This is a genomic window from Ligilactobacillus murinus DSM 20452 = NBRC 14221, from assembly GCF_001591685.1.
GTDB lineage: Bacteria > Bacillota > Bacilli > Lactobacillales > Lactobacillaceae > Ligilactobacillus > Ligilactobacillus murinus.
Genome location: NZ_BCVJ01000024.1, coordinates 1 through 22963, shown reverse-complemented (window position 1 = coordinate 22963; position 22963 = coordinate 1). Strand labels below are relative to the sequence as shown.

Genomic DNA, 22963 nt, shown 5'->3' with positions numbered 1-22963 from the left:
TATTTCGTTTGCCTTTAAAATGTGCTATGATCGAAATGGAAAAATAGAAGGGATGGTTTTATGAAAGTTAAAGATTTTGTTGTAACTTTTTTGACGGACCAAAACATCAATGGGATGGCCGTTAATTTGATCGGTAATCTAGGCCAGACTTTGCGCCAGGCACAGACGCGTTATCCAGAGTACGGCAATCTCTTTCGGGACAAGCGTCTTTGGACCGGAAAAAGAGAAGTGACACAGTGTATGAGGTATCCTGTGGCTAAGCTAAGTGACGGGCTTTATGTTACAGCTACAAATGGAGTTCCAAATGAAGAGCTGGTCAAATTATTTAAAGCTAAATTGTGGCAGTTAAAAGTAGAGTTAGAAGCCTTACCAGACCAAAAGCCGGCGCGGCCACTGTTTACGGGGATCAATGCTTTGTTCAAGCAACCAACGATCTTTGTGAGCGCAAAAAATGAATTGCAATTGTTGTTAGAAGATAAATTCCAAGCACCAGAAAAAGTTGCCTTAACGCGCTTTGATTTCTTTAACTTGGGGATCTTTTCTTATAAAGATGTCGCTTATTATGAAATGGTCACTGATGATGGGACACCGCTCGAAGATCATGATCTAACAGTGCTTCTGGGGAAATTATTAACATTCATGACGATCTCGGGGATCACTCAAGCCGATTATGCAACGATGAGTGCTTTTAGCATGTCAAACGCCTAAAAAAAGCAACAGATCTTTGCCAGACAACCTGCTTGTCGTTGAAGATCTGTTGCTTTTTTAACTTTTTACAATTAAAGAAGATCGCTAGCTATTGACCGTATTGTTTCACATGAAACTTTAGTTGTTTTCCAGTTGGTTTGTCAAAGCTTTGATCTTTTCGACGGTCTCATCTAAAAAGGCGATCGTATTTTCAAGAGGAGCAGCAGTTGAAATGTCTACCCCAGCAACTTTGGCGGCGTCGACAGGGGTCTTTTGGTCACCGAGTTTTAAGAATTCAAGCCAAGCGGCAACTTGTGGCTTTGGATCAGCCACTAATTTCAAATAAGCTTGAGTTGCGATCGTCAAGCCAGCTGAGTAAGTATATGAGTACAAGCCCATATAGTAATGTGATTGACGCATCCAAGTTAGAGCAGCACGCTCATCAATCACGACTGCATCGCCCCAGAAGCGCTTGAGAACTTTTTGTTTGAGTTCGCAGAGCTTAGCCCCATCAAATGAACCACCGGCATCAATGATCTGATAGACTTCACGTTGGAAAGCTGCTTCAAGTAAGTGAGTCACAAAATTATGATAGAACGTATTGGTCAACATCTTAGTGTAAGCAAAGCGTTGCATTCGTGGGTCAGTCGTACTTTGTTCCAAGGAATGCGTCAGCAATAATTCATTAAAGGTCGACGGTGCTTCGATCAGATACATCGAAGGATCGCTACCTAAGATAGAGTTATTTTGGGAGGTGAGTAGTGCTTGACCGGCGTGACCGAGCTCATGGATAAGCGTATAGACGTCTGCTAACTCATCTGTCCAAGACATCAAAATATAAGGATGCACACCATATGGATCGGTCTCAAAGCCCCCCGTCTCTTTACCAGCGTTGACAGCAAAATCGACCCAGCGTTCATCAAATGAGCGCATGACCATTTTGGCATAATTGTCACCTAAAAGTGAGACCGCCTGTTTAATGTAATTTGGTGCTTCGTTTAAACTGACTTTAGGTGCAAATTCAGGATCAAGATCGATCTGTAGATCAGCAAAGTTCATTTGCTTTAAGCCATGTGTTTTACCGATGAGTTTAGCATATTTTTGCATGACTGGTCCGAGTTTGTCTAAGATCAAGTCGATCTGGCGGTCAAACATTTCATGAGTAACTTCTTGGTCAGCTAACAGGTAGTCAAAGACCGAATCAAATCCGCGCAAGGTCGCCAAGGTTTTTTCTTTAGCAACTTGGGTGTAGTAAGTAGCTGCCACTGTATCTTGATATTTTTTTAGCGTTTTAGAGAATGATTCGAAGGCTTTTTGGCGTACTTTATAATTAGGGTGGTATTGGTAGGTATTTTCATACAAGACAAATGACATCGGGTATGTTGTTTTATCGACCACAAAATCTTCAAAGTCCATATCAGCAGCTCGGGTCGTCGTGTAGATCTTTTCAGGAGCATTTAGCGTTGGACCTAATAGGGCAAGCGCCGCTTCGGTCTTAGGCTCAAGGAGATACTTTTGTTTAGCTTTCAAATGCCGAATAACTGAGGCAAAGCGTGGTTCTTTAGTAGCTACCTCATCTAAGATCGCAGTCGAGTTTTGGCTGACTTGGATATCAAAAAAGGCTAGTTTAGCGTTCTTAAAGGCTAAAGTTTGTTCGGCTTGTTTCAATAAATGATCATAATGTGGATCAGTCATATCGCTTGCTTGATGTAAGAAAGCATAATGCTCGATCAAAGATGCTTTTTGTTCGACCTTTTCAAGCGCTGTTAAACCAGCCAAGATCTGAGCGGTAGTCGTCAAGTGACCATCAAAATCAGCCGCAAGATCTGTTACGAGTTGTTTTAAAACTGTTAGATCTTTAGCCCAAGCTTCATCGTTTGGATAAAGTGGGGTCAGATCCCACGTGAGTTCTGAAGCGACGTCTTTTCGATTTGGTAATGCCATTGGCAAAGCCCCCTTAAAATAAATGGTTTTGCAAAATTATAGCATAAAATATGTATCTTATAGTAGCATAATTGTCTTTTGTAGAGGGCTAGTGTATAATTTAACTTACAGAATACAAGTAAATCACTTGGCTGTAATTATCCAGAAAGGAAGGGTATAGTCATGCGTACGCCTGAAAATGTCTTAAAGATCGGTGTGTTGAACTTGATGCACGATAAATTAGACACCAAAAGACGGTTTGAACGGGTCTTGAAGAATTCGGCTCAGCCAGTTGAGTTGACCTTTTTTTATCCTAAAGATCATTACCAAGATCGGCCAGTTCCAGCTCAAGTCGCACAGATCGCGCGCCCACTTGAGTTAGCTGAAGTTGAAAAACTCGATGCTTTTATCGTGACTGGTGCTCCGATCGAAAAACTAGCTTTTGCAGAGATCACATACATCAATGAATTGCAGGAGCTCTTTAATTGTTTAGCTCAAAATAAGCTCGAGCAGTTGTACGTCTGTTGGGGCGCCATGGCTGCAGTCAATTATTTTTACGGTGTGGATAAGCGTTTATTGCCTCAAAAATTATTTGGGATCTATCCGCAAGAAGTTTTACGTGATTCCAATTTATTGACTCAAGTCACGCCGGGCTTTTTAGCGCCACATGCGCGGTATGCTGATATTGATCTTACCCAGGCAAAACAAGTGCCTGAGTTAGAGATCACTGCTATCTCACAGACTGGAGAAGCTTTCTTACTTGAAGCACCGACAAGGCATCAGACATTTTTATTTTCGCATTTGGAGTATGGCAGAGATGCTTTACAAAAAGAATATGCACGCGAATTAGCTGCTGATCCAAGTGCCAAAGATTCGCTGGCTCGTCCTCAAAATTACTATGTTGATGGACGACCACAGTTTTTATGGGAAACATTACAAAAGCAATTCTTTGCTAACTGGTTACACCAAGTAGCTAAGACATGCCAAGCTAAAGAACTTATCAAAAATTAACGGGGGTCTTGATATGAGTAAAGTTTATGATTCGATTTTAGATACTATTGGTAACACACCGATCGTCAAGTTGAACAATGTTGTTCCTGCAAACGCAGCTGATGTTTATGTTAAGCTTGAATTTTTCAATCCAGCTGGTTCAGTCAAAGACCGGGTAGCCTTGGCGATGATCCAAGCGGCTGAAGAAGCCGGAAAGCTGACTAAAGGTGGCACGATCATCGAACCAACTTCAGGTAATACCGGTATCGGATTAGCGGCAGTTGCGGCGGCTAAAGGCTATCGTTTATTGATCACGATGCCAGAAACGATGAGTATCGAACGGCGTAAGTTGATGCAAGGCTACGGCGCTGAATTGATCTTGACCCCAGGTGAAGAAGGCATGGGAGGCGCGATCAAACTCGCTAAGGAACTGGCTGAGAAGAACGGTTATTTCTTACCGATGCAATTTGATAATCCTGCCAATGCTTTGATCCACGAACAAACGACTGGTCAAGAGATCTTACAGGCTTTTGGAGCTAAATTACCAGATGCTTTTGTTGCTGGGGTCGGTACAGGTGGAACTTTGACTGGCGTGGGTCGTACTTTGCGGGCTAAGAAGGCTGACATTCAAGTATATGCCCTTGAACCAAGTGAATCTCCAGTCTTAAAAGAAGGCAAGAAGGGCAAGCACAAGATCCAAGGTATTTCAGCTGGCTTTGTGCCTTCGATCTTGGATACCAAACTTTACGATGATGTTTTGGAAGTTCCAAGTAAAAAAGCGCTTGAAATGGCACGCGAAGTTGGGAAAAAAGAAGGTTTCTTACCAGGGATCTCAGCTGGGGCTAATATTTATGGCGCAATCGAAGTAGCTAAAAAATTGGGGGCTGGTAAGCGTGTCTTGACCGTTGCCCCAGATAACGGCGAACGTTACCTTTCAACTGAATTATTTGAAGGCTGAGCGTTGGAAGATATATTTATAGAAAAAATCTAGTGTGAGTATTTTTATGTGGTTGAGCAAGTACTTGCATTAATATTATATAGAACATACCTGATCAAATTGTATTTTTAGGAGATTTGATCAGGTATGTTTTTTTAGTCTAGTAAATTTTAGACTACTTTAGTTTTTGGATGAGTGCGGTAAGTGGGTATTTTCCATTTGAGATTACAGATATTTCATAGTGCTTAGGTAAAGCTAGTTTTTTGGATGTTAGCTTGGTTTTGGCCACTCAATCACCTTTGGATATTTCACCAAAATTATTATCGCAAATTTCAAATTTTGTTATACATAGGACAAGTACTTTGGATGAGTTAGAATATTTGAACCTTGAAGTTCCATTTGAAATATTGAACAAATTAGATGTAGGACAAGCGGTGATATACTTGTATCCAAAATTTTATCAAAAAGTAAATATCAGATCACCTGAGGCGTGCGATTAGAATTTTACCTTGAGATAAATGTACTAACGCCTGATGAAATTATTAATAATAGCGCTATTTATCTGAAGTAAGAGTTTTTTTACCTTAAAATCGATACAATTTAATAAAAACACGAACTATTTAGGGGTTGATTTTTATAATCATACGTGTAATACTTATCAAAGTAAAATAAATTCAGAGGTGAAAGAAATTGGATAATGGTCAAACAACAGCCACCAAAGCAGGCTGGCTCGAAAGAACTTTCCATTTTAAAGAATTAAAAACTAATACTAAACGAGAAACCGTTGCTGGCTTGACTACGTTCGTATCGATGGCCTACATTTTGTTCGTCAATGCTAATATCTTAGGTGAAGCAGGGATGGATAAAGGGGCTGTCTTCACAGCGACCGCCCTATCTGCGATCATTGGTTGTACCTTGATGGCATTTTTAGCTAATTATCCGATCGGGATCGCTCCTGGTTTAGGGGATAATGCGTTTTTCACCTATTCCGTCGTTTTGACGATGGGGATCCCGTGGCAGACTGCAATGGCAGGGGTCGTGGTGGCTTCCGTTATCTTTATGTTACTTTCATTATTCAAGATCCGCGAGATCGTGATCGATGCGATCCCACATGATCTCAAGCTCGCAATGGCAGCAGGGATCGGGATCTTTATCGCTTTTGTTGGTTTAAAGGGTGGCGGGATCGTCGTTGCCAGCAAATCTTCGTTAGTCGAATTGGGATCATTGACGGTCCCAACTACTTGGTTAACGATCTTTGGTTTCTTTGTTACAGCCTTATTGATGGCACGGCGCGTCCCAGGTTCGATCTTTATCGGGATCTTGGCAACGACACTTTTAGGTCTAGTAACGGGCTTGATCCCAATGCCAGATAAGATCGTTTCTTCGATCCCAAGCTTGGCTCCAACTTTTGGGGTCGGTCTGGCAAACTTAGGTAATATCAATACGCCACAAATGCTAGCTGTGATCATCGTTTTATTACTGGTGACTTTCTTTGATACAGCGGGTACTTTAGTTGGGTTAGCCCAACAAGCTGGCTTGATGAAAAATGATAAGATGCCTCGGATCGGTCGGGCTTTGATGGCTGACTCATTTTCAATGTTAGCTGGTTCTGTGATGGGGACGACTCCAACAGCAGCTTATGTTGAATCTTCTGCTGGGATCGCAGTTGGAGGTCGGACTGGCTTTACTTCATTAGTGATCGCGGGGATGTTTGGTCTAAGTTTATTCTTCTCACCATTATTGAGTGTGGTGACGACTGAAGTTACAGCACCAGCCTTGATCATTGTTGGGTCTTTGATGGCACAATCGATGCGCTTTATCAACTGGGAAAAATTCGAGATCGCCTTACCAGCGTTCTTAACGATCATCGCCATGCCGTTAACATCTAACATCTCATACGGGATCGCATTTGGCTTCTTAGTTTATCCGATCACAATGATCGCAGCAGGTCGTCGCAAAGAACTAAATCCAGTGGTCATCGTCTTATTCTTTATCTTTATCGCGATGTTATATGTACTAAATATCTTGCCACATAATTAAACCACAGTGCGAAGAAAAGCGGGCTATGCCGTACGGATAACGGTGACTTGCCCAGGATGCGTTTTTGGCATCATGGGCAGGGCAGTGTTATCTGCTAGGCATAGCTTTTCGCAGCACGACTAAAAAACCACAGTGCGAAGAAAAGCGGGCTATGCCGTATAAATAATTAAGGAAGATCATCATGATGCATTTTGGCATCAGGGTGATTTTTTTAGTTCACACGCTTTTCTTTTTACTTGCTAATGACGTAACGTTATCATTTATAGTGAAAATAGAAAGGGGGCAGAAAATGTATTCAAGTGGACAATTAGCGAAGCAGTGCCACGTCACTTTGCGGACAGTGCAGTATTATGAACGGCAAGGATTGTTAGTTGCTAATCGCACAGAGGCTGATCGACGTTTATATGCCAAAGATCAAGTCACACGTTTAGAAATGATCTTGACCTATAAGGAATTAGGTTTCACGCTAAAAGATATCAAAGGCCTCTTAGATACACCGGAAAATTATAAAATTTTACAGTTGTTAGTGGCTCAGCACCAAGAACAAAATGCTAAAGAACTAGAACGGGCTAAAAAACGTGCCGTTAAGTTAGATTATCTAGCCAAACAACTAGAAAAATTTCAAGTTTTCCCGGGAAATTTTACGAAAGGAATTGAATTTGAAATGGAAAAGACAAAAAAATTACATCAATTACACTGGCAAATGATCGGCATCGGACTTGTGATCGACGTGATCTTGTGGGGCAGTATCATCTATGTATTCTTAAACCATGGATCATGGTGGTTAGTAGCTGGGGCTTTAGTGATTTCAGTAGTAATCGCAACAGTCTTAGTGTACTATGTTTGGCAGCATACGGCGTATATCTGTCCTAACTGCCAACACCAATTTCGACCAGGACTCAAAGCATATTTTTGGTCGGCTCATACTCCAAGTACACGAAAGCTAGTGTGTCCAAATTGTAGCCAGAAAAACTTTTGCATCGAAGTCTATGCCGATAAACAAGCTTAATTTATAGCTTTGGTGTAAGATGAAGATGAGGTGAGTGAAATGAAGTCACGCAAAGAGATCGCACGGTTGGCAAATGAATTGACACAGGCTTTGGAACAAAGCACAGATGATAAGGTCTTTTTAAAGATCGTCGCTTACGGAAAAGATGCTTTGGACAAGCGACAGATAGCCCCCCAGATCATTATGGAAAAAATGGTAACTGCGTCCTATGAGGCGGTGCTACGAGGTAAAGGCAAGATCAAGATGAGCGCAGAAACGCTAGTGATCGTCAAACAAATGGAAGAATTATCCCGGACGCGTAGCCTATTGCCCTTTCGTCGCTACGATCCATGGGATTAGTTATTCGCTTTAAATCAGAATAATTTAAATTAAAAAGGCTAAAGTTCGCAATTAATAATTTTAGCCTTTTTTTTGCGAAGTAATATTCGTAATTGCTTGAAAAAACTAAGCTTGATTGTTACAATTATCAAGGTCGTTAATTTAGACTAGCAAGCAGAGTAATGCTTAGAAATATTATGAGGTGGACTGTATATGTCATCAGTAGTAGTTGTTGGTAGTCAATGGGGCGATGAAGGCAAAGGCAAGATCACTGATTTCTTGAGTAAAAATGCCGATGTTATCGCACGTTATCAAGGTGGAGACAATGCCGGTCATACGATCGCTTTTGATGGTAAGACCTACAAATTGCGCTTGATCCCATCTGGAATTTTTTATTCCGATAAGATCAGTGTCATCGGAAATGGCGTTGTTTTGAATCCTAAGTCGTTAGTTGCTGAGTTGGAATACTTACATGAAAATGGGATCCCAACAGATAACCTTCGTGTTTCAAACCGTGCACACGTGATCTTGCCATACCACATTGTCTTGGACAGCTTACAAGAAAGCGCCAAAAAAGACAACAAGATCGGTACGACTAATAAGGGTATCGGTCCTTGCTACATGGACAAAGCAGCTCGTATTGGTATTCGGGTCGCAGATCTGTTAGAAGCAGATACATTTGCTGAAAAGTTACGTCGTAATTTGGAAGAAAAGAATCGTTTATTCCAAAAGATGTACGATTATGAAGGCGAACCGCTTGATTTTGAAACAATTTACAATGAATATTATGAATATGGTCAACGGATCAAGAAGTATGTAGCTGATACATCAGTTATTTTAAATGACGCGTTAGACAACGGCGGGTACGTTTTATTTGAAGGTGCTCAAGGTGTTATGTTAGATGTGGACCATGGGACATACCCATTTGTTACATCTTCTAATCCGATCGCTGGTGGGGTCACAACTGGCTCTGGCGTTGGTCCAGAAAAAGTCAATAAAGTTGTAGGTGCCTGCAAAGCTTATACTTCACGGGTCGGTGATGGTCCATTCCCAACTGAGTTACACGATGAGATCGGTAGCTACATCCGTGAAGCAGGTCACGAATATGGTACCGTTACGAAACGTCCTCGTCGGATCGGTTGGTTCGATAGTGTCGTAATGCGTCATTCCAAGCGGGTCTCAGGTTTGACCAACTTATGCTTGAACTGTGTGGATGTCTTGACTGGTTTAGATGAGATCAAGATCTGTACAGCTTACGAATTGAACGGGGAAAAGATCGATCGTTACCCAGCTAGCTTGAAAGAATTGGCACAATGCAAGCCAGTTTATGAAACAATGCCTGGCTGGAAAGAAGATATCACAGGGGCTAAGACTTTAGCTGATCTACCTGAAAATGCACGTAACTATGTCAAACGCATTGAAGAATTAGTTGGTGTGGAGGTTTCGACTTTCTCAGTTGGTCCAGATCGTGATCAAACAAACGTCTTAAAGAATATTTGGGAAGAAATTTAAATAAATTAGAAAGAGGCTGGTAGTCATTGAGGGCTATCAGTCTTTTTTAGGTAAAAAGATTAGAAAATATCTACTTTTATTTAAAATAAATTAGCTATATCATTTAGAGTTAATCATGTGGTAAAATCTATATGGTTTTTTAACAAAAAGCACTAAATGGAGGGATCGGTCATCGATGAATTGATCTTTAGTGTCTCTTTTGTTGGAATAGGTATCTATTTGGTGTGGGTGCTGATTTTAATTTGCGATCATTTTGGCCTGTTATAATAAAATTCGGCGCCAGACTAAGTGGGTCAAAACGACACATGTTGGTGTGGGCGAAAAGGCTTAATGTTTCATTATATTTAAGTAAAAAAATAGAAATAACATTTTTTAAAAAAGTACAAAAATAATGGATTATGACTTGTTTTTATGCGCCATTTTAGATAATATAAGGATGAAAACGTTAACAAGCGTTTTTTAGTGCGTGCTAGGTTATATTATTTAGGTCAGACGGATTTTTTACACAGGGAGGAATACAGATGCTCAAAGACAACAGCAAAGAAACAGTAACAACTGCTTGGAACGGTTTTAAAGGTGGGGACTGGCAAGACGAGATCGACGTACGTGATTTCATCAACCGTAACTACACACCTTATGATGGTGATCAATCATTTCTTGAAGAAGCAACTGAAGCAACCACAAAATTAAACGACATGTTAGTTGACATCAAGTTGAAAGAACGGGCTGCTGGTGGCGTTTTAGATGCTGACACCAAAGTTGTTTCGACGATCACTTCACACAAACCAGGTTATTTAGATAAAGACTTAGAAAAGATCGTTGGTTTGCAAACTGATAAGCCAATGAAAAAAGCTTTGATGCCTTATGGTGGTATTCGGATGGCTAAAGTTGCTTTGGCTGCTTACGGGATGGAAATTGATCCGGAAACAGAACGGATCTTCACCGACTTGCATAAGACACACAACCAAGGCGTTTTTGATGCATACAATGACGAAATTAAGCGTGCACGCCACAACAAGATCGTGACAGGGTTACCTGACTCATACGGTCGTGGCCGGATCATCGCTGACTTCCCTCGTGTTGCTCTTTACGGGATCGATCGCTTGATCGCAGCTAAGAAAGATGACTTAGCTAACTATGGCGACGGTCAAATGACAGATGAAGTTATTCGTTTACGTGAAGAAGTTTCCGAACAAATTCGTGCTTTACAAGACATGAAGAAGATGGCGGCTTCTTACGGCTATGACATTTCTTATCCAGCTACAAATGCGCGTGAAGCTATCCAATGGTTATACTTTGGCTACTTAGCTTCCATTAAGCAACAAAATGGGGCTGCCATGTCTATTGGTCGGATCGATTCATTTATCGATATCTATATCAAACGTGATATGGATAACGGTTTATTGACCGAAAAAGAAGCTCAAGAATTGATCGATCAATTCACAATGAAACTCCGGATGGTGACTTTCATTCGGACCCCAGAATACAACTCCTTGTTCTCTGGTAACCCAATTTGGGCAACGTTATCGATCGCTGGGATGGGGATGGATGGCCGTCACCACGTTACAAAGACAGCTTTCCGTTTCTTGCACACCTTGCATAACATGGGGGCTGCACCAGAACCAAACATCACTTTATTATGGTCAGAACGTTTGCCAGAAGGTTTCAAGAACTATGCGGCTAGTGTATCGATCGCAAGTTCAACGATCCAATACGAAAACGATGAATTGATGATGGAAACATGGGGCACAGACTACTATGGCATTGCTTGCTGTGTGTCTGCGCAACCGATCGCTGATGGGGTCCAATTCTTCGGGGCTCGTGCTAACTTGGCTAAGACCGTGCTCTATGCGATCAACGGTGGGGTCGATGAATTGACCAAGATGCAATGTGGTCCAGCTTATGCACCGATCACTTCAGAATATATTGATTATGATGAATTCTTGAAGAAATTCGATGACATGTTGGAATGGGTCGCTGATGTTTATGTAAATGCTTTGAATGTGATCCATTACATGCACGATAAGTATTACTATGAATCAGCTCAACTTGCTTTGAAGGATACACGCTTAGATCGTACATTTGCGACAGGTATCTCTGGCTTAGCAGTTGCTGCTGACTCCATCTCAGCTATCAAGTACGGTAAAGTTAAAGTTATCCGTGATGAAAACGGTGTGGCAGTTGACTTCAAGACTGAAAAAGACTTCCCACGTTATGGTAACAACGATGATCGTGCTGACGAGATCGCTGCATGGTTAGTAAGACAACTTTACACCAAGATGAACAAACATCACCTCTACCGTGATGCTAAATTATCAACATCTGTTTTGACGATCACATCTAATGTTGTTTACGGTAAGAATACCGGGACGACACCTAATGGCCGTCAAGCAGGCGAACCATTCTCACCAGGTGCTAACCCAGCTTATGGTGCTGAAACACACGGGGCATTGGCATCCTTGCTTTCTGTAGCTAAATTACCATATCGCTACGCAACAGACGGGATCTCCAATACTTTTGCCGTAACTCCATCAACACTTGGTCACGATGAAAAATTAGAAGAAAAGACCTTGGTAAACATGATCAGTGGTTACATGAAAAATGAAGGTCACCACTTAAACATCAACGTCTTCAACCGTGATACTTTACTTGATGCTCAAAAACATCCAGAAGAATATCCAACGTTGACTGTACGTGTTTCTGGTTACTGTGTATACTTCGCTGATCTGACCAAGGAACAACAAGATGACGTTATTTCAAGAACATTCCATACTTCAATGTAGTTAAGAGCACAATAGTCAATTAGTAAAGGCGGCGTAATAATGAAAGCTAATCCATATATTAATCCAGTTCCAACTAAAGACGGTCAGGTTTTAGGCTACGTGCATTCCCTTGAGACCTTTGGCGCAGTCGATGGACCAGGGATCAGGTTTGTGGCTTTCATGCAGGGATGCAATATGCGTTGTAAGTTTTGCCACAATCCAGATACTTGGAAGAAAAATGTTGGGATGCAAATGACTGCCAGTGAGCTTTTAGAAAAAGCTTTACCATACCGAGCTTTTTGGGGCGAAGATGGTGGGATCACCCTTTCAGGGGGCGAGATCTTATTGCAACCAGAATTTGCTTTGGAAGTGTTCAAGCAGTGTAAAGAACATGGTATCAGCACCTGTTTAGACACATGTGGGGCGCCATTTACGCGCCGGGAACCATGGTTTAGTTTATTCAATGAGTTACTGGAATATACCGACATTTTATTAGTGGACATCAAGCATATCAACTCCGATGAGCATAAACGCTTGACCGGTTATCCAAACGAGAACATCCTTGACATGTGTGAGTATCTATCTGAACTCGGTAAACCAGTTTGGATCAGACACGTTTTGGTTCCAGGGATCACCGACAATGATAAGTATTTAAAAGAACTCGGCGAATATGTCAAGACATTGAAGAATGTCGAAAAATTCGAAGTTTTACCTTATCACACTATGGGAGTTCGCAAATATAAGGAAATGGGGATCAAGTATCGCTTGGAAGGTGTCGAACCGCCAACGGCTGATCGGATCGAAAATGCTGAAAAACTCCTTTGCGTAGCTGACTATAAAGGCTATTTAACTTGGAAGCCAGGGATAAATACAAAAGATCAAGGACTTTAAGTAGTTGTCAGAAAAGCAGAGGTCATGATGGTCTCTGCTTTTTTGATCGCCAAATAAGTTAAATAAATGACTACTTATGGGTACTTGGACTAACGGCTGATAAAACAATGTATGCTAAAGAAAATGATTGTAAAAAGAGGTGTTTGAAATGTCACATTCAGGACTTAAATTATCTGCGTTGACTAAGGTAGGACTTGTCTTTTTAGTTGTTGTTCTTTCAGTGGCTAGTATCTATCTTATTACGCAAAATGTAAAAATGCCCCTTCCAGCTGATGCATCACTTGAAGGAAAAAACGTTTTAAATGCAGTCACGATCATTGGGGGGGCGATCGGATCTTTAGTCAGTTTTTTAGTAACATGGGGTATTGGACGCTTAGTGATCTTAGCTAGCAACCAAGGCGATAAAGAGGCATTATTTTTAACACTGGTGATCGTTAATTGCATTCTTAGTGTTCTTACCGCTAGTTATGTCGTGATCACAGAAGCAGTATTTGACGCAACTTACGTGAACAATATTTTACAGATCTTATTCTTTGGGGTGATCTATTATCAGTTGAGTAAACAAGATAAGCGTGGGACCTTATATCTGACCGGGACTTATGCGGTCCTAGATATGCTCGCTATTGTGTTAGTCATGCTGCTAAAATAAAAAACTGATCGCGATCTTGATCGTGACCAGTTTTTCAAAAAGCTATCAGTATAGACTGGTAGCTTTTTTAGTTGAAGGGGTCATAAAAACGCCCGTGATTTAGTTTGAAGAGATAAAGTGTGATCCCAAATAATACAATGGCTAAAATGACGACGAACCAGTCGCTAGCTTTGAACGGGCGTTGTGTATACCAGGTCCGCTTTTTCTTTGAACCAAAACGGCGTAATTGCATAGCGGTACTGATCGTGTTGATCCGCTCAAGACTTGAAAAGATCAGTGGGATGATGATATTGCTCGCTCCTTTTAAGCGCGTACTGAGTTTAGCTTTGGAAGATAGCTCATAGCCGCGTGCTTGCTGAGCGGCTGAAATATCCCAATAAGTTGCTTGGATATCTGGGATATAACGCAAGGCTAAAGCCACCGCATAGCTGATCTTATAACTGAGCTTGAGCTTGTTTAACCGTTCACGCAAAATTTCATCTCAAATTACTATAACTATAAACTTATGTATATTGAAAGTTAAATTAATGATGGCGTATAAGATAATGTAAATGATCATGAAAACAAGTTGGATAAGGCTTTATAACGGACTATAAGAAAAAACGAATTATTGTTGTTATTAAAGCTTTTAATGAATATTTGCGAGTGAAAATGAATAAAAAATAAGTCCAAAATTTTTTTATAGGGAAGTTTGCTTGTCTTATCAAGGATAGTTATGATAGTTAAAAAAATTGAACAATATTAATGCTTTATTTTTTTGTGGTGGCGCGCTAGAATATAAAAGTAACGAAAATAAATGAACACGTGTTTGCTAGTTGGTGGTAAGCATACATAGCAGATCAGAGATGAGATGTGGGCCTGTTATGGGTGTTCGATGTACGGTAAAAGAAGCGGGGCGCTTCTGATCTTGGAGAAAGGAAGGCTATATCTCTTTGATGGTCAATGCTCACATGATATAGTGCGGGACTAGTATGATGATCTCATCTAAGACGACAACTGAAGAGTTGATCAGGACGGTTATGAACAAAAGAGCTTGCAGTTATGAAGAAGCGATCAAGTTATTATTGAACTTGGCGCAAGGTGCGGTCGATAGTGGTTCTTTAACGAACAAAAAATGATATCCCAAAAAGCACGCTTTGAGATCAGCTCAGAGCGTGCTTTTTGGATATTTAGCTGTACCACGGAAAATCTAGACTCAATGAGGCTTGGAGTTTCCTTTGCTCGGCTATTTTTTGGCGCCGGCAAGCTTTACGTTTTTGAAAGCCAGCACAGAGGCTTTGTTCTTCTGGGGTTTCAGCGCTCAGTTCGGGTAAAGTGACCTTTTTATCTAAAACAACAAAGGTCAAAAAGGCGGTCATCCCTAAGAAACGTTCACCGGTATCAAGATGTTCACCGATGACCTTGACGAAAACTTCGAGTGACCGTTTACCGTGTCCAGTCACATAGCTTTCGATACATAGTGAGTCATTTAGCACAAAAGGTTTGATGAAGTTGACTTGATCAAGGGCAGCTGTGACGCATTGTGAGCGGGCAAAACGACTGGCAGAGATCGAAGCCGTTCCGTCGAGTAGCGCCAATAGTGCTCCACCGTAGACAGTTTCATGTTCGTTGAGATCACTAGCTAGGACGCGATGACTGGTCACAGCAAGTGTTTGCCGACACGAGATAGTTTCAGACATGTAAACACCTTCTTTTTTAATTTTATTGTAACATAAGCTGTGGATAGCGTTCTATAATAGCAAAAAGCTCACCAGATGTCCAAAATACATCTGGTGAGCTTTCTGTCATCGGTACTTAAATTAGTTTCTAACTCGAGCTAAGCGGAGTTTAAAGTATTTATCTAACTCGGTCACAGCTAATACGCTAAAACCGCAGACGATCGTCAAGATCCATTCACCTAATTGCATACCAGTCGTGCTAAAGGCTTCTTGCATGAATGGCAAATAGGTCAAGCACATCTGCAACAAGATCATGAGTAAGATGATCGAGAAGGCCTTTTTATTTGTAAATGAGGCACTAGAGAAGGCCGATTCTTCGGTGCGAATGTTGAACAAGTAAAAGATCTTGCTAAAGACGATGATGTTGACCATCGCCGTGCTTGCTAGCGTTGCCGAAGCACCTGTAGCGATCAGCATCTCATAAGCGCCTAATCCGACTAAGGCGATCAGTAGCGAAACATAGCCTAGCTGAAGCATTTCGCGCCCTGAGATCAAGCGACTATTGCTCTTACGTGGTGGACGTTTCATCAAGTCGCTGGCACCTGGTTCAAAGATGAACGCAAATTGGATCGTGATCGCAGAGACTAAGTTGATCCAAAGTAGTTGCGTCGCTTGTAAAGGCATTTCTTGGTTGAAAAGGATCGTCAAGAAAATGATCAAACCTTCAGCAAATGAGGTCGGCAATAAGAAGAGGATGCTCTTTTTGATATTGTCGTAGATCCGGCGCCCTTCTTTGATCGCAGTTGCTAAAGTTGCAAAGTTATCATCCGTTAAGATCATATCTGAGGCTTCTTTAGCGGCATCGGTCCCTTTGATACCCATGGAAACACCAATGTCAGCTTTTTTCAGTGCGGGAGCATCATTGACGCCATCCCCAGTCATCGCCGTCACTTTGCCACTTTGTTGTAAAGCTTCGATGATCTCGAGCTTGTTTTCTGGCGTTGTGCGGGCAAAGATCTGATGCTTAACGGCTGCTCTTTGTTTTTGTTCAGCAGTCAGTTGATCCCATTTTGTCCCAGTGATCGTGTGTAATTCACCATCAGCTAAGCCTAGTTGCCGTCCGATCGCAGCTGCGGTCAATGGAGCGTCACCGGTGATCATTTTGACTTCGACTTTGGCTTTGTTCATCTCACGTAAAGCTGCGATAACTTCTGGGCGTGGTGGGTCGATGATCCCAGTCAAGCCCAGGAAAGTAAAGCCTGATTCTAGATGCTCATGTTCTAGTTCAGTAATTTGGTCAGCGTCTTTGATCACGCCTAAAGCTACGACTCGCTTACCTTGGTTAGCTAAATGGTCGGCTTTGGCTTGCCAAAATGAACGTTTGAAGTTTGGATCTTGTTGTTGTGCAAAGTTGAATAACTTATCTGGTGCACCTTTTAGATAGATCTTTTTAGCGCCATTTGAAAGTTGTACTAGGCTAGCCATGTAACGGTGGAACGAATCAAAAGGCAAGAGATCTAATTTTTCTAGTTGAATACTTTCTTTGTTTGGCATTAATTTATGGTAAGCGGTCAAGAAAGCTCCGTCAGTTGGTTCACCGTTGATCGTCCAAGTATCATCAACTTGGGTCAAAGTCGTGTCGTTAGCAAGATAACCAGCTAAGAGAAGTTCTTTTAGTTTAGCTTCACGTTCAGTCGTTGCTTCACCATTGATAAATAACGCCCCAGTTGGAGCATAACCACTACCACTGACTGAAAAATGACGTTCATCAAGGTAAATATCTGTCACGGTCATTTCGTTTTTAGTCAATGTCCCAGTCTTATCAGTTGCGATCACATCGACTGCCCCTAATGTTTCAGCCGAAGGTAAGGATTTAACGATCGCATTTTTATTTTTAGCGAGGTCAGAAACACCTAAAGCTAAGATCACCGAAGTTGTCGCCGGTAGACCTTCAGGGATCGAGCCAACGATCATCGTTACGATCGCTAAAGTCAAGACCGGTAGAGAATAGGTCTCAAAGATAAAACCTAAGATAAACAGTAAGACAGCTGCACCTAAAACGCAAAGAGAAACAGTTTTACCTAAAGCGTTGATCTCTTTGACTAATGGAGTCGGGCGTGTTTTGGCGCTAGCAACTGCACTCGAGATCTTGCCTAATTCGGTTTTTTCACCGGTCGCTACGACTACGCCTAAACCAGAGCCGTTGACGACTGTCGTGGAAGAAAAGGCCATGTTTGCTTGTTCAGCCAAGGGTAAGTCAGCTGTTTTTAAGGCAGAAGCGTGTTTAGTTACCGCATCAGCTTCACCTGTCAAAGCGGACTCTTGGATCCTAAGGTCAGCGGTTTTTATCAAGCGTAGATCGGCTGGAACTTGGTCGCCAGCTTCTAAAAAGACGACATCGTCACGAACTAATTTGGTCGCATCGATATCTTGCCGGATCCCATCACGGTAGACAGTGGCGTTAGTTGCCAGCAAGTCTTTGATCTTAGCTAAAGCATCAGCGGCGTTGGCTTCTTGATAGTAACCGATCACGGCATTGGCGATGATCACGACACTGATCACGATCGCATCGGTATAGTGACCTAGGAAAAGCGTCAATAGGGTCGCAAATAACAAGATATAGATGATCATGTTATTGAACTGGCGGATAAATAACAGCCAGTTTGGTGTTTTTTTAGTAACTAGAGCATTAGGCCCATCGCTTGCTAGTCTTTTAGTTGCAGTTTTGGTTGAAAGGCCCTGTAAAGGGTCCTCTTGCTCATAATTTTGTAGTAATTCTTCTAAATTCTTCTGATAAGGTCTCACTTATTATATTTCCTTTCTGTAAGTCATATTTAGCACTAACATCTGTTGCCTAGCACTAACTACGATAGACAAAGAAAATCTTTTCTAAGCGTACAAAAATAGCGCGAGGCGGATAAGGGTCGTCCACTCGTGTTACCTACCTTTCTATTGATCTAATAGTTCTAATATTTTAAGTATATTTTACTATGATAAGTGATGAGAAGAAATGGGTCACACAGAGGTTTAAAGCAAACTTAAAACAGCTTAGGTAAAGCTTAAGAGGTGTGATCTAGCGAGTAAAACTAGGTGTTGATAAAAAACGAAAAATATAATTGATAGTAAAAAAAATATTCGTTTTAGTTTCTGAAAACCCCCGTTAAATACAAAAAAAGACCATGGAAGCTAGCAAGGAGTTCCATGGTCTATATTATATATATCACAGTCAAATAGACCTTTCATCGCCACCATTATGTTCTTTCACGATCTTATTTTACATTATTGGCGATCCGTTTATTTGAACTGTCAAGGGGTGGTGCTAAAAGGAGGATACAAGCCCTCAGGTGAAGTGTCCAAAACACTTGCTACGTCAATGTCAGACGCTAGTACGTGCGTAACATGTGAAGGCTTAACTGCCCCCTTTTCACCCTTAATTATACTAGATGTTTTTTAAAAGTCAAGCGCTTTCATTTTGTAAGCGTCATTCTTTACCACTTCCGAATGTTTTGCTAGAATTAAGCGTAGTTTTAAATTATTTTTTGGTTAATATTATAATCTTTGAGTAATCGTTCGGAGATAGTATTGATCAATGTTTGCTATTTTTGTGGTTTGTTAAGTTTATTGTTTGCGATTGGTACGTATCTTTTGGCGGGTTAAATTATATTTTTATTATTTTTAAAAATTAAACCATGTTAATAAAAATATTTACAAATCCCAAAGAAATAGATATACTAATTGAAGTTTTACAGTCATTTATAAATTGCTATTTATTTTATTGATAAAGAGAGGAGAAATAATCTTGTATTTAGCAATAAATGTTTTAGGTTTAGTTGTCTTTTTAGCGATCGGGGTCGTATTTTCTAAGGCTCGTAATGAGATCAACTGGCGTGGCGTTGGTACGATGGTCATCTTTAACTTGGTGATGGCATGGTTTTTGACCAGCTTTTCAGGTGGACGTGCGATCGTGCAAGGTGCAGCTGCTGGTTTTAACGAATTGATGAAGATCGCTTATATCGGGATCGAATTTGCTTTGCCAAGCATGGTCCAAGTCAAACAAATGGATTGGTTCGTGCAAGTATTGCTCCCAATTTTGATGGTCGTTCCATTATTTGACATCTTGACTTACATCGGAGTCTTACCTTGGATCATCAAGTGGATCGGTCGTGGGTTATCATTTATCACAGGTCAACCTAAATTCGAATCGTTCTTTGCGATCGAAATGATGTTTCTTGGTAACACCGAAGCTTTAGCGGTCTCATCTTTACAGCTCAAGCAGATCAATGCTAAACGTAACTTGACTTTAGCCATGATGTCGATGAGCTGTGTGACAGCCTCGATCATTGGGGCATACACGCAAATGATGCCAGGTGAATACATCTTGACGGCAGTCCCTGTCAATGTTATCAATGCTTTGATCGTAGTAGCAATGTTAAATCCAGTCACTGTTCCAGCTGATGAAGATACGATCGCTACGATGAAGAGTTCAGCAATGGCCGAAAAAGAGATCGGTGATGTGGATGAAAATGGTAATGCTAAAAAAGAACCATTCTTCTCCTTCTTGGGTGATTCCATCTTAGGTGCTGGTCGTTTGGTCTTGATCATTGCCGCTAACGTGATCGCCTTTGTTGCTTTAGCCGCTTTGATCGATAAGTTACTTGGCTTGATCAATCCTTGGCTATCATTGGAACACTTGCTTGGGATCGTGATGTATCCATTTGCATGGTTGATGGGCTTACCACACGGCGAAGCTTTCCAATTTGCTCAATATATGGGTACAAAATTAGTTACAAATGAATTTGTTGTCATGGGTCGTGTAACAAGTACGATCAATGACTTTGCACCACACTACAAAGCTGTCTTAACAGTCTTTGTGACCTCCTTTGCTAACTTCTCAACGGTCGGGATGATCATTGGCTGTTTCAAAGGGATCGTTGATCGTGAAAAGAACGATCTTATCTCCAAAAACGTTGGCTACATGTTGCTTTCAGGGATCTTAGTTTCCCTTTTATCCGCAGCAATGGTTGGTTTATTCGTTTGGTAAAATAAATAGTAATAAAAATGGTCGCTTGAATTTTCATTCAGGCGACCATTTTTTATTTAAAGATCAAAAGTGCAAGTAAAGCTAGGATAGCTGGCGTTCCTTGGGCAAGTAAGATCTTAGGATTCTTAGCACTTGACCAGCCATAGATGGCAGCGACAATGACGAAGATCACAAACATCATACTTCCCATATATTGAGCATTTCCCGGGAAAACAAAACGGGCAAATAAGAGACCAACACCGATAAAACCATTGTAAAGACCTTGGTTAGCCATTGCGATCCGAGCTTCGGGCATTTTGAGATACTCTTTTCTGAGGCCAAAAGCTTGATGTAATTTTTCTTCACTCCCAAACATTTCCATCCCCATGATATAGAGAGCTTCTAAGGCAACGATCATGATCAAGGTGGTTGAGATAATTGACATGCAAAAAACTCCTTTAACTAAATTAATAGAAGTATTATATATTATTGTGTGCAATAAATCTACAATTAAATGCAAAAGAATACCAAATGGCGTGGTTAGCAAACATTAAAGATGATATAATACATACAAGCTCTTATGTTTGAGCGCTCTAACAGATATAGTTGCAGGTGTATGAAAAGGATGTGACAAAATGCAAGCCGATGTTTTGATCATTCAGGATCTGTCCTGTGTGGGTCAGGTTTCCATGAGTGTAGCGCTACCCTTGCTGGCGGCTGCAAACTTGAGACCAGATGTTTTACCGACCGCACTCTTATCAACACATACGGGGGGCTTTGGTGAAAATACCTACTTAGATCTTTCTTCTGAAATGTCACACATTCTCCAGCATTGGCAAAAATTACAACTTAGGTTTTCAGCCGTCTATCTGGGATACTTGGGGGCTAGGCCTTTAGACGTGATCTTGTCATCTCTGTCAGTTCTTAAGACACCTGAAACGCTTTTTTTAGTTGATCCAGTAATGGCCGACCACGGTAAACTTTACCGCGGTTTTGACATGAATTATGTGGCTCAGATGCGCAAACTAGTGCACCACGCAACGATCGCGACTCCAAATTTAACGGAAGCCCAACTGCTTTTAGATGAGGCTTTGACTACTTCTCCACTTGCGATCGCTGAAGCAAGGCAACTACTTGTGCGTTTTGCAACTAAATTCAAGTTAGAAACTGCGATCTTAACTGGGATAGACTGCGGTGACAAGATCGCCGTGATCGGTTATGAAATGGGCAAAACTTGGATCTTGACGCGTCCTAAATTGGCTGGGAACTATTTTGGGACGGGAGATCTGTTTGCCAGTGCTTTTTTGGCAGGGATCATGAAGGGTAAAGCGGTCAAAGCTGCTGCGGATCTCGCAATGGAATTCATTTTTCAAGCGATAAAGCTGACACCGACACCCAGAGATCAGCGTTTTGGCGTCGATTATGCGCGTGCCTTACCATATTTGTTGGAAAAGTTATGATTTTTTGGAGGGAATACTATGTTGCGTGACCAGCAAAATACATTGCGAGCGGTCATTTTAACGGGCCTATTTGCTGCACTGATCTATATTGGCATTTGGACGTTGCGGATCCCGATCCCTGCGATGGTCGGGCGACCGTTTATCCATTTTGGTAATACATTGACGGTAACAGCAATTCTTTTTTTGGGAAAACGCAATGGTATGTTGGCCGGTATCATTGGCTTAGGTGGCTTTGATATCTTAAATGGATATATTGCTGTCTCATGGCTGACGATGCTTGAGGTCATAGTTGTAGCTTTGATAATTTCCGGACTTTTCAAGGCTATGGGATATGTTGACAGTCAGCGAAATATCATGTTCTTGGCGATAGCTGCAGGATCGACCAAGGTCGTGACTTCGTATCTAGCTTCGATCATTGAAGCATTGATGGTCGGGACAAACTTTAAAACAGCTGCGGTGGCCGCCTTTTTCAGCTTACCTGCGACGGTCATCAATTCCATTTCAACGGCGATCTGCGTACCATTATTGTATTTCATGATCAAAAAGATCTACACCTTGGTGCAGCAGCGCCGAGGTTCATGATAAACAACTGAATTTAGAAAATAAGATCTGCTTGGGGTTCTCCAAACAGATCTTATTTTTGTCCATAGAAATATTTTAAAAATTTTGCTTGTTTTAGCAGAGCTTTTTTGCTATAATATTTTTTGTTGATAAATTGGGTGGTTAGCTCAGCTGGCAGAGCAACGGACTCTTAATCCGTGGGTCCAGGGTTCGATCCCCTGACCACCCATCACTTCCCCGAGAGCGTATCTCGGGGATTTTTTTATACCTGATAATTTTGGCTAAATTGCTTAGGGGTCATTCCCGTGAGGCGTTTGAAAGTTTTAGCAAAATGGGCGTAGTCACTAAAGCCTAATGCCTGCGGGAGCTTTTGAATATCACAGCCTGTACACAGTAACTACTTGGCAACTGTGATCTTTTGCAAAATGATGTATTGGTGGATCGTCATCTGTAGTTCAGTTTTAATGAGATCAAAGCGGGCACAGAGCTCAGCGATCTCTTGGGTAAAAATTAAGGAGTGAGGTAACTGTCAATAAAAATGTATAA

At 41.3% G+C, this 22963-nt stretch carries 19 protein-coding genes, 1 tRNA gene and 1 pseudogene; 15 read left to right on the top strand and 6 right to left on the bottom strand.

The genetic code is table 11. From position 1 onward, the window contains the following. The first annotated feature begins 60 nt into the window (after nucleotides 1-60). A complete protein-coding gene (locus tag LMU01S_RS05970; protein WP_056958824.1) occupies nucleotides 61-708 on the top strand; it encodes a hypothetical protein in 648 nt (215 codons plus the stop codon). A gap of 117 nt (nucleotides 709-825) precedes the next feature. On the opposite strand, the gene pepF is transcribed toward LMU01S_RS05970, so the two are convergent. After that, nucleotides 826-2631: an oligoendopeptidase F gene (gene pepF, locus LMU01S_RS05965; protein ID WP_056958826.1), complete on the bottom strand. Its 1806-nt coding sequence runs from the start codon at nucleotides 2629-2631 to the stop codon at nucleotides 826-828. Between the two features lie 162 nt (nucleotides 2632-2793). Between pepF and LMU01S_RS05960 the strand changes: the two genes are divergently transcribed. From LMU01S_RS05960 to LMU01S_RS05920, 9 genes are all read left to right on the top strand, one after another. Further along, nucleotides 2794-3621: a homoserine O-acetyltransferase/O-succinyltransferase family protein gene (locus tag LMU01S_RS05960; protein WP_056958828.1), complete on the top strand. Its 828-nt coding sequence runs from the start codon at nucleotides 2794-2796 to the stop codon at nucleotides 3619-3621. Nucleotides 3622-3634: 13 nt separating this feature from the next. Continuing rightward, nucleotides 3635-4558: a cysteine synthase A gene (cysK, locus tag LMU01S_RS05955; RefSeq protein ID WP_056958830.1), complete on the top strand. Its 924-nt coding sequence runs from the start codon at nucleotides 3635-3637 to the stop codon at nucleotides 4556-4558. A gap of 669 nt (nucleotides 4559-5227) precedes the next feature. Continuing rightward, a complete protein-coding gene (locus LMU01S_RS05950) occupies nucleotides 5228-6577 on the top strand; it encodes an NCS2 family permease (RefSeq protein WP_056958832.1) in 1350 nt (449 codons plus the stop codon). A gap of 289 nt (nucleotides 6578-6866) precedes the next feature. Then, nucleotides 6867-7586, top strand: a complete 720-nt coding sequence (locus LMU01S_RS05945; protein ID WP_056958833.1) for a MerR family transcriptional regulator — start codon at nucleotides 6867-6869, stop codon at nucleotides 7584-7586. 39 nt (nucleotides 7587-7625) lie between these two features. Then, complete coding sequence (locus tag LMU01S_RS05940; protein ID WP_056958835.1) at nucleotides 7626-7925, top strand: hypothetical protein; 300 nt, start codon at nucleotides 7626-7628, stop codon at nucleotides 7923-7925. Between the two features lie 192 nt (nucleotides 7926-8117). Next, on the top strand, nucleotides 8118-9416 hold the full coding sequence (locus LMU01S_RS05935; protein WP_056958837.1) for an adenylosuccinate synthase: 1299 nt from the start codon (nucleotides 8118-8120) through the stop codon (nucleotides 9414-9416). A gap of 521 nt (nucleotides 9417-9937) precedes the next feature. Then, the gene (gene pflB, locus LMU01S_RS05930; RefSeq protein WP_056958839.1) at nucleotides 9938-12199 is read left to right on the top strand and encodes a formate C-acetyltransferase; all 2262 of its coding nucleotides are present in this window, start codon (nucleotides 9938-9940) and stop codon (nucleotides 12197-12199) included. A gap of 39 nt (nucleotides 12200-12238) precedes the next feature. After that, nucleotides 12239-13069 carry a pyruvate formate-lyase-activating protein gene (gene pflA / locus LMU01S_RS05925; RefSeq protein WP_056958841.1) on the top strand — a complete coding sequence of 277 codons (831 nt, stop codon included), beginning with the start codon at nucleotides 12239-12241 and terminating at the stop codon, nucleotides 13067-13069. A 148-nt stretch (nucleotides 13070-13217) separates the two neighbouring features. Next, on the top strand, nucleotides 13218-13718 hold the full coding sequence (locus LMU01S_RS05920) for a hypothetical protein (RefSeq protein WP_056958843.1): 501 nt from the start codon (nucleotides 13218-13220) through the stop codon (nucleotides 13716-13718). A gap of 67 nt (nucleotides 13719-13785) precedes the next feature. On the opposite strand, the pseudogene LMU01S_RS05915 reads toward LMU01S_RS05920, so the two are convergent. Next, nucleotides 13786-14178: pseudogene (locus tag LMU01S_RS05915) on the bottom strand (energy-coupling factor transporter transmembrane component T family protein); the annotation flags it as partial. 511 nt (nucleotides 14179-14689) lie between these two features. Here LMU01S_RS05915 and LMU01S_RS10560 point away from each other — a divergent pair. Continuing rightward, on the top strand, nucleotides 14690-14836 hold the full coding sequence (locus LMU01S_RS10560; protein WP_169795906.1) for a hypothetical protein: 147 nt from the start codon (nucleotides 14690-14692) through the stop codon (nucleotides 14834-14836). A gap of 51 nt (nucleotides 14837-14887) precedes the next feature. On the opposite strand, the gene LMU01S_RS05910 is transcribed toward LMU01S_RS10560, so the two are convergent. Both LMU01S_RS05910 and LMU01S_RS05905 read right to left on the bottom strand, forming a co-directional pair. Beyond that, on the bottom strand, nucleotides 14888-15397 hold the full coding sequence (locus LMU01S_RS05910; protein WP_056958844.1) for an acyl-CoA thioesterase: 510 nt from the start codon (nucleotides 15395-15397) through the stop codon (nucleotides 14888-14890). Nucleotides 15398-15517: 120 nt separating this feature from the next. Further along, nucleotides 15518-18181 carry an HAD-IC family P-type ATPase gene (locus tag LMU01S_RS05905; RefSeq protein WP_056958846.1) on the bottom strand — a complete coding sequence of 888 codons (2664 nt, stop codon included), beginning with the start codon at nucleotides 18179-18181 and terminating at the stop codon, nucleotides 15518-15520. A 994-nt stretch (nucleotides 18182-19175) separates the two neighbouring features. On the opposite strand from LMU01S_RS05905, the gene LMU01S_RS05900 reads away from it, so the two are divergent. Beyond that, nucleotides 19176-20417 carry a NupC/NupG family nucleoside CNT transporter gene (locus LMU01S_RS05900; protein ID WP_056958848.1) on the top strand — a complete coding sequence of 414 codons (1242 nt, stop codon included), beginning with the start codon at nucleotides 19176-19178 and terminating at the stop codon, nucleotides 20415-20417. A gap of 52 nt (nucleotides 20418-20469) precedes the next feature. On the opposite strand, the gene LMU01S_RS05895 is transcribed toward LMU01S_RS05900, so the two are convergent. Continuing rightward, nucleotides 20470-20841, bottom strand: coding sequence for a DUF1304 domain-containing protein (locus tag LMU01S_RS05895; RefSeq protein ID WP_056958850.1), 372 nt, complete (start codon nucleotides 20839-20841; stop codon nucleotides 20470-20472). Nucleotides 20842-21031: 190 nt separating this feature from the next. Here LMU01S_RS05895 and LMU01S_RS05890 point away from each other — a divergent pair, with 190 nt between their 5' ends. The 3 genes from LMU01S_RS05890 to LMU01S_RS05880 all read left to right on the top strand — a co-directional run bounded on the left by LMU01S_RS05890 (nucleotide 21032) and on the right by LMU01S_RS05880 (nucleotide 22646). After that, on the top strand, nucleotides 21032-21856 hold the full coding sequence (locus tag LMU01S_RS05890; protein ID WP_056958852.1) for a pyridoxamine kinase: 825 nt from the start codon (nucleotides 21032-21034) through the stop codon (nucleotides 21854-21856). 18 nt (nucleotides 21857-21874) lie between these two features. Continuing rightward, nucleotides 21875-22438 (top strand): ECF transporter S component, encoded by a 564-nt coding sequence (locus tag LMU01S_RS05885; RefSeq protein WP_004049567.1) that lies wholly within the window; start codon nucleotides 21875-21877, stop codon nucleotides 22436-22438. Nucleotides 22439-22573: 135 nt separating this feature from the next. After that, nucleotides 22574-22646, top strand: a tRNA-Lys gene (locus LMU01S_RS05880). Nucleotides 22647-22679: 33 nt separating this feature from the next. Here LMU01S_RS05880 and LMU01S_RS10810 read toward each other — a convergent pair. Then, nucleotides 22680-22811 (bottom strand): helix-turn-helix domain-containing protein, encoded by a 132-nt coding sequence (locus tag LMU01S_RS10810; RefSeq protein WP_082613079.1) that lies wholly within the window; start codon nucleotides 22809-22811, stop codon nucleotides 22680-22682. Nucleotides 22812-22963 lie beyond the last annotated feature (152 nt).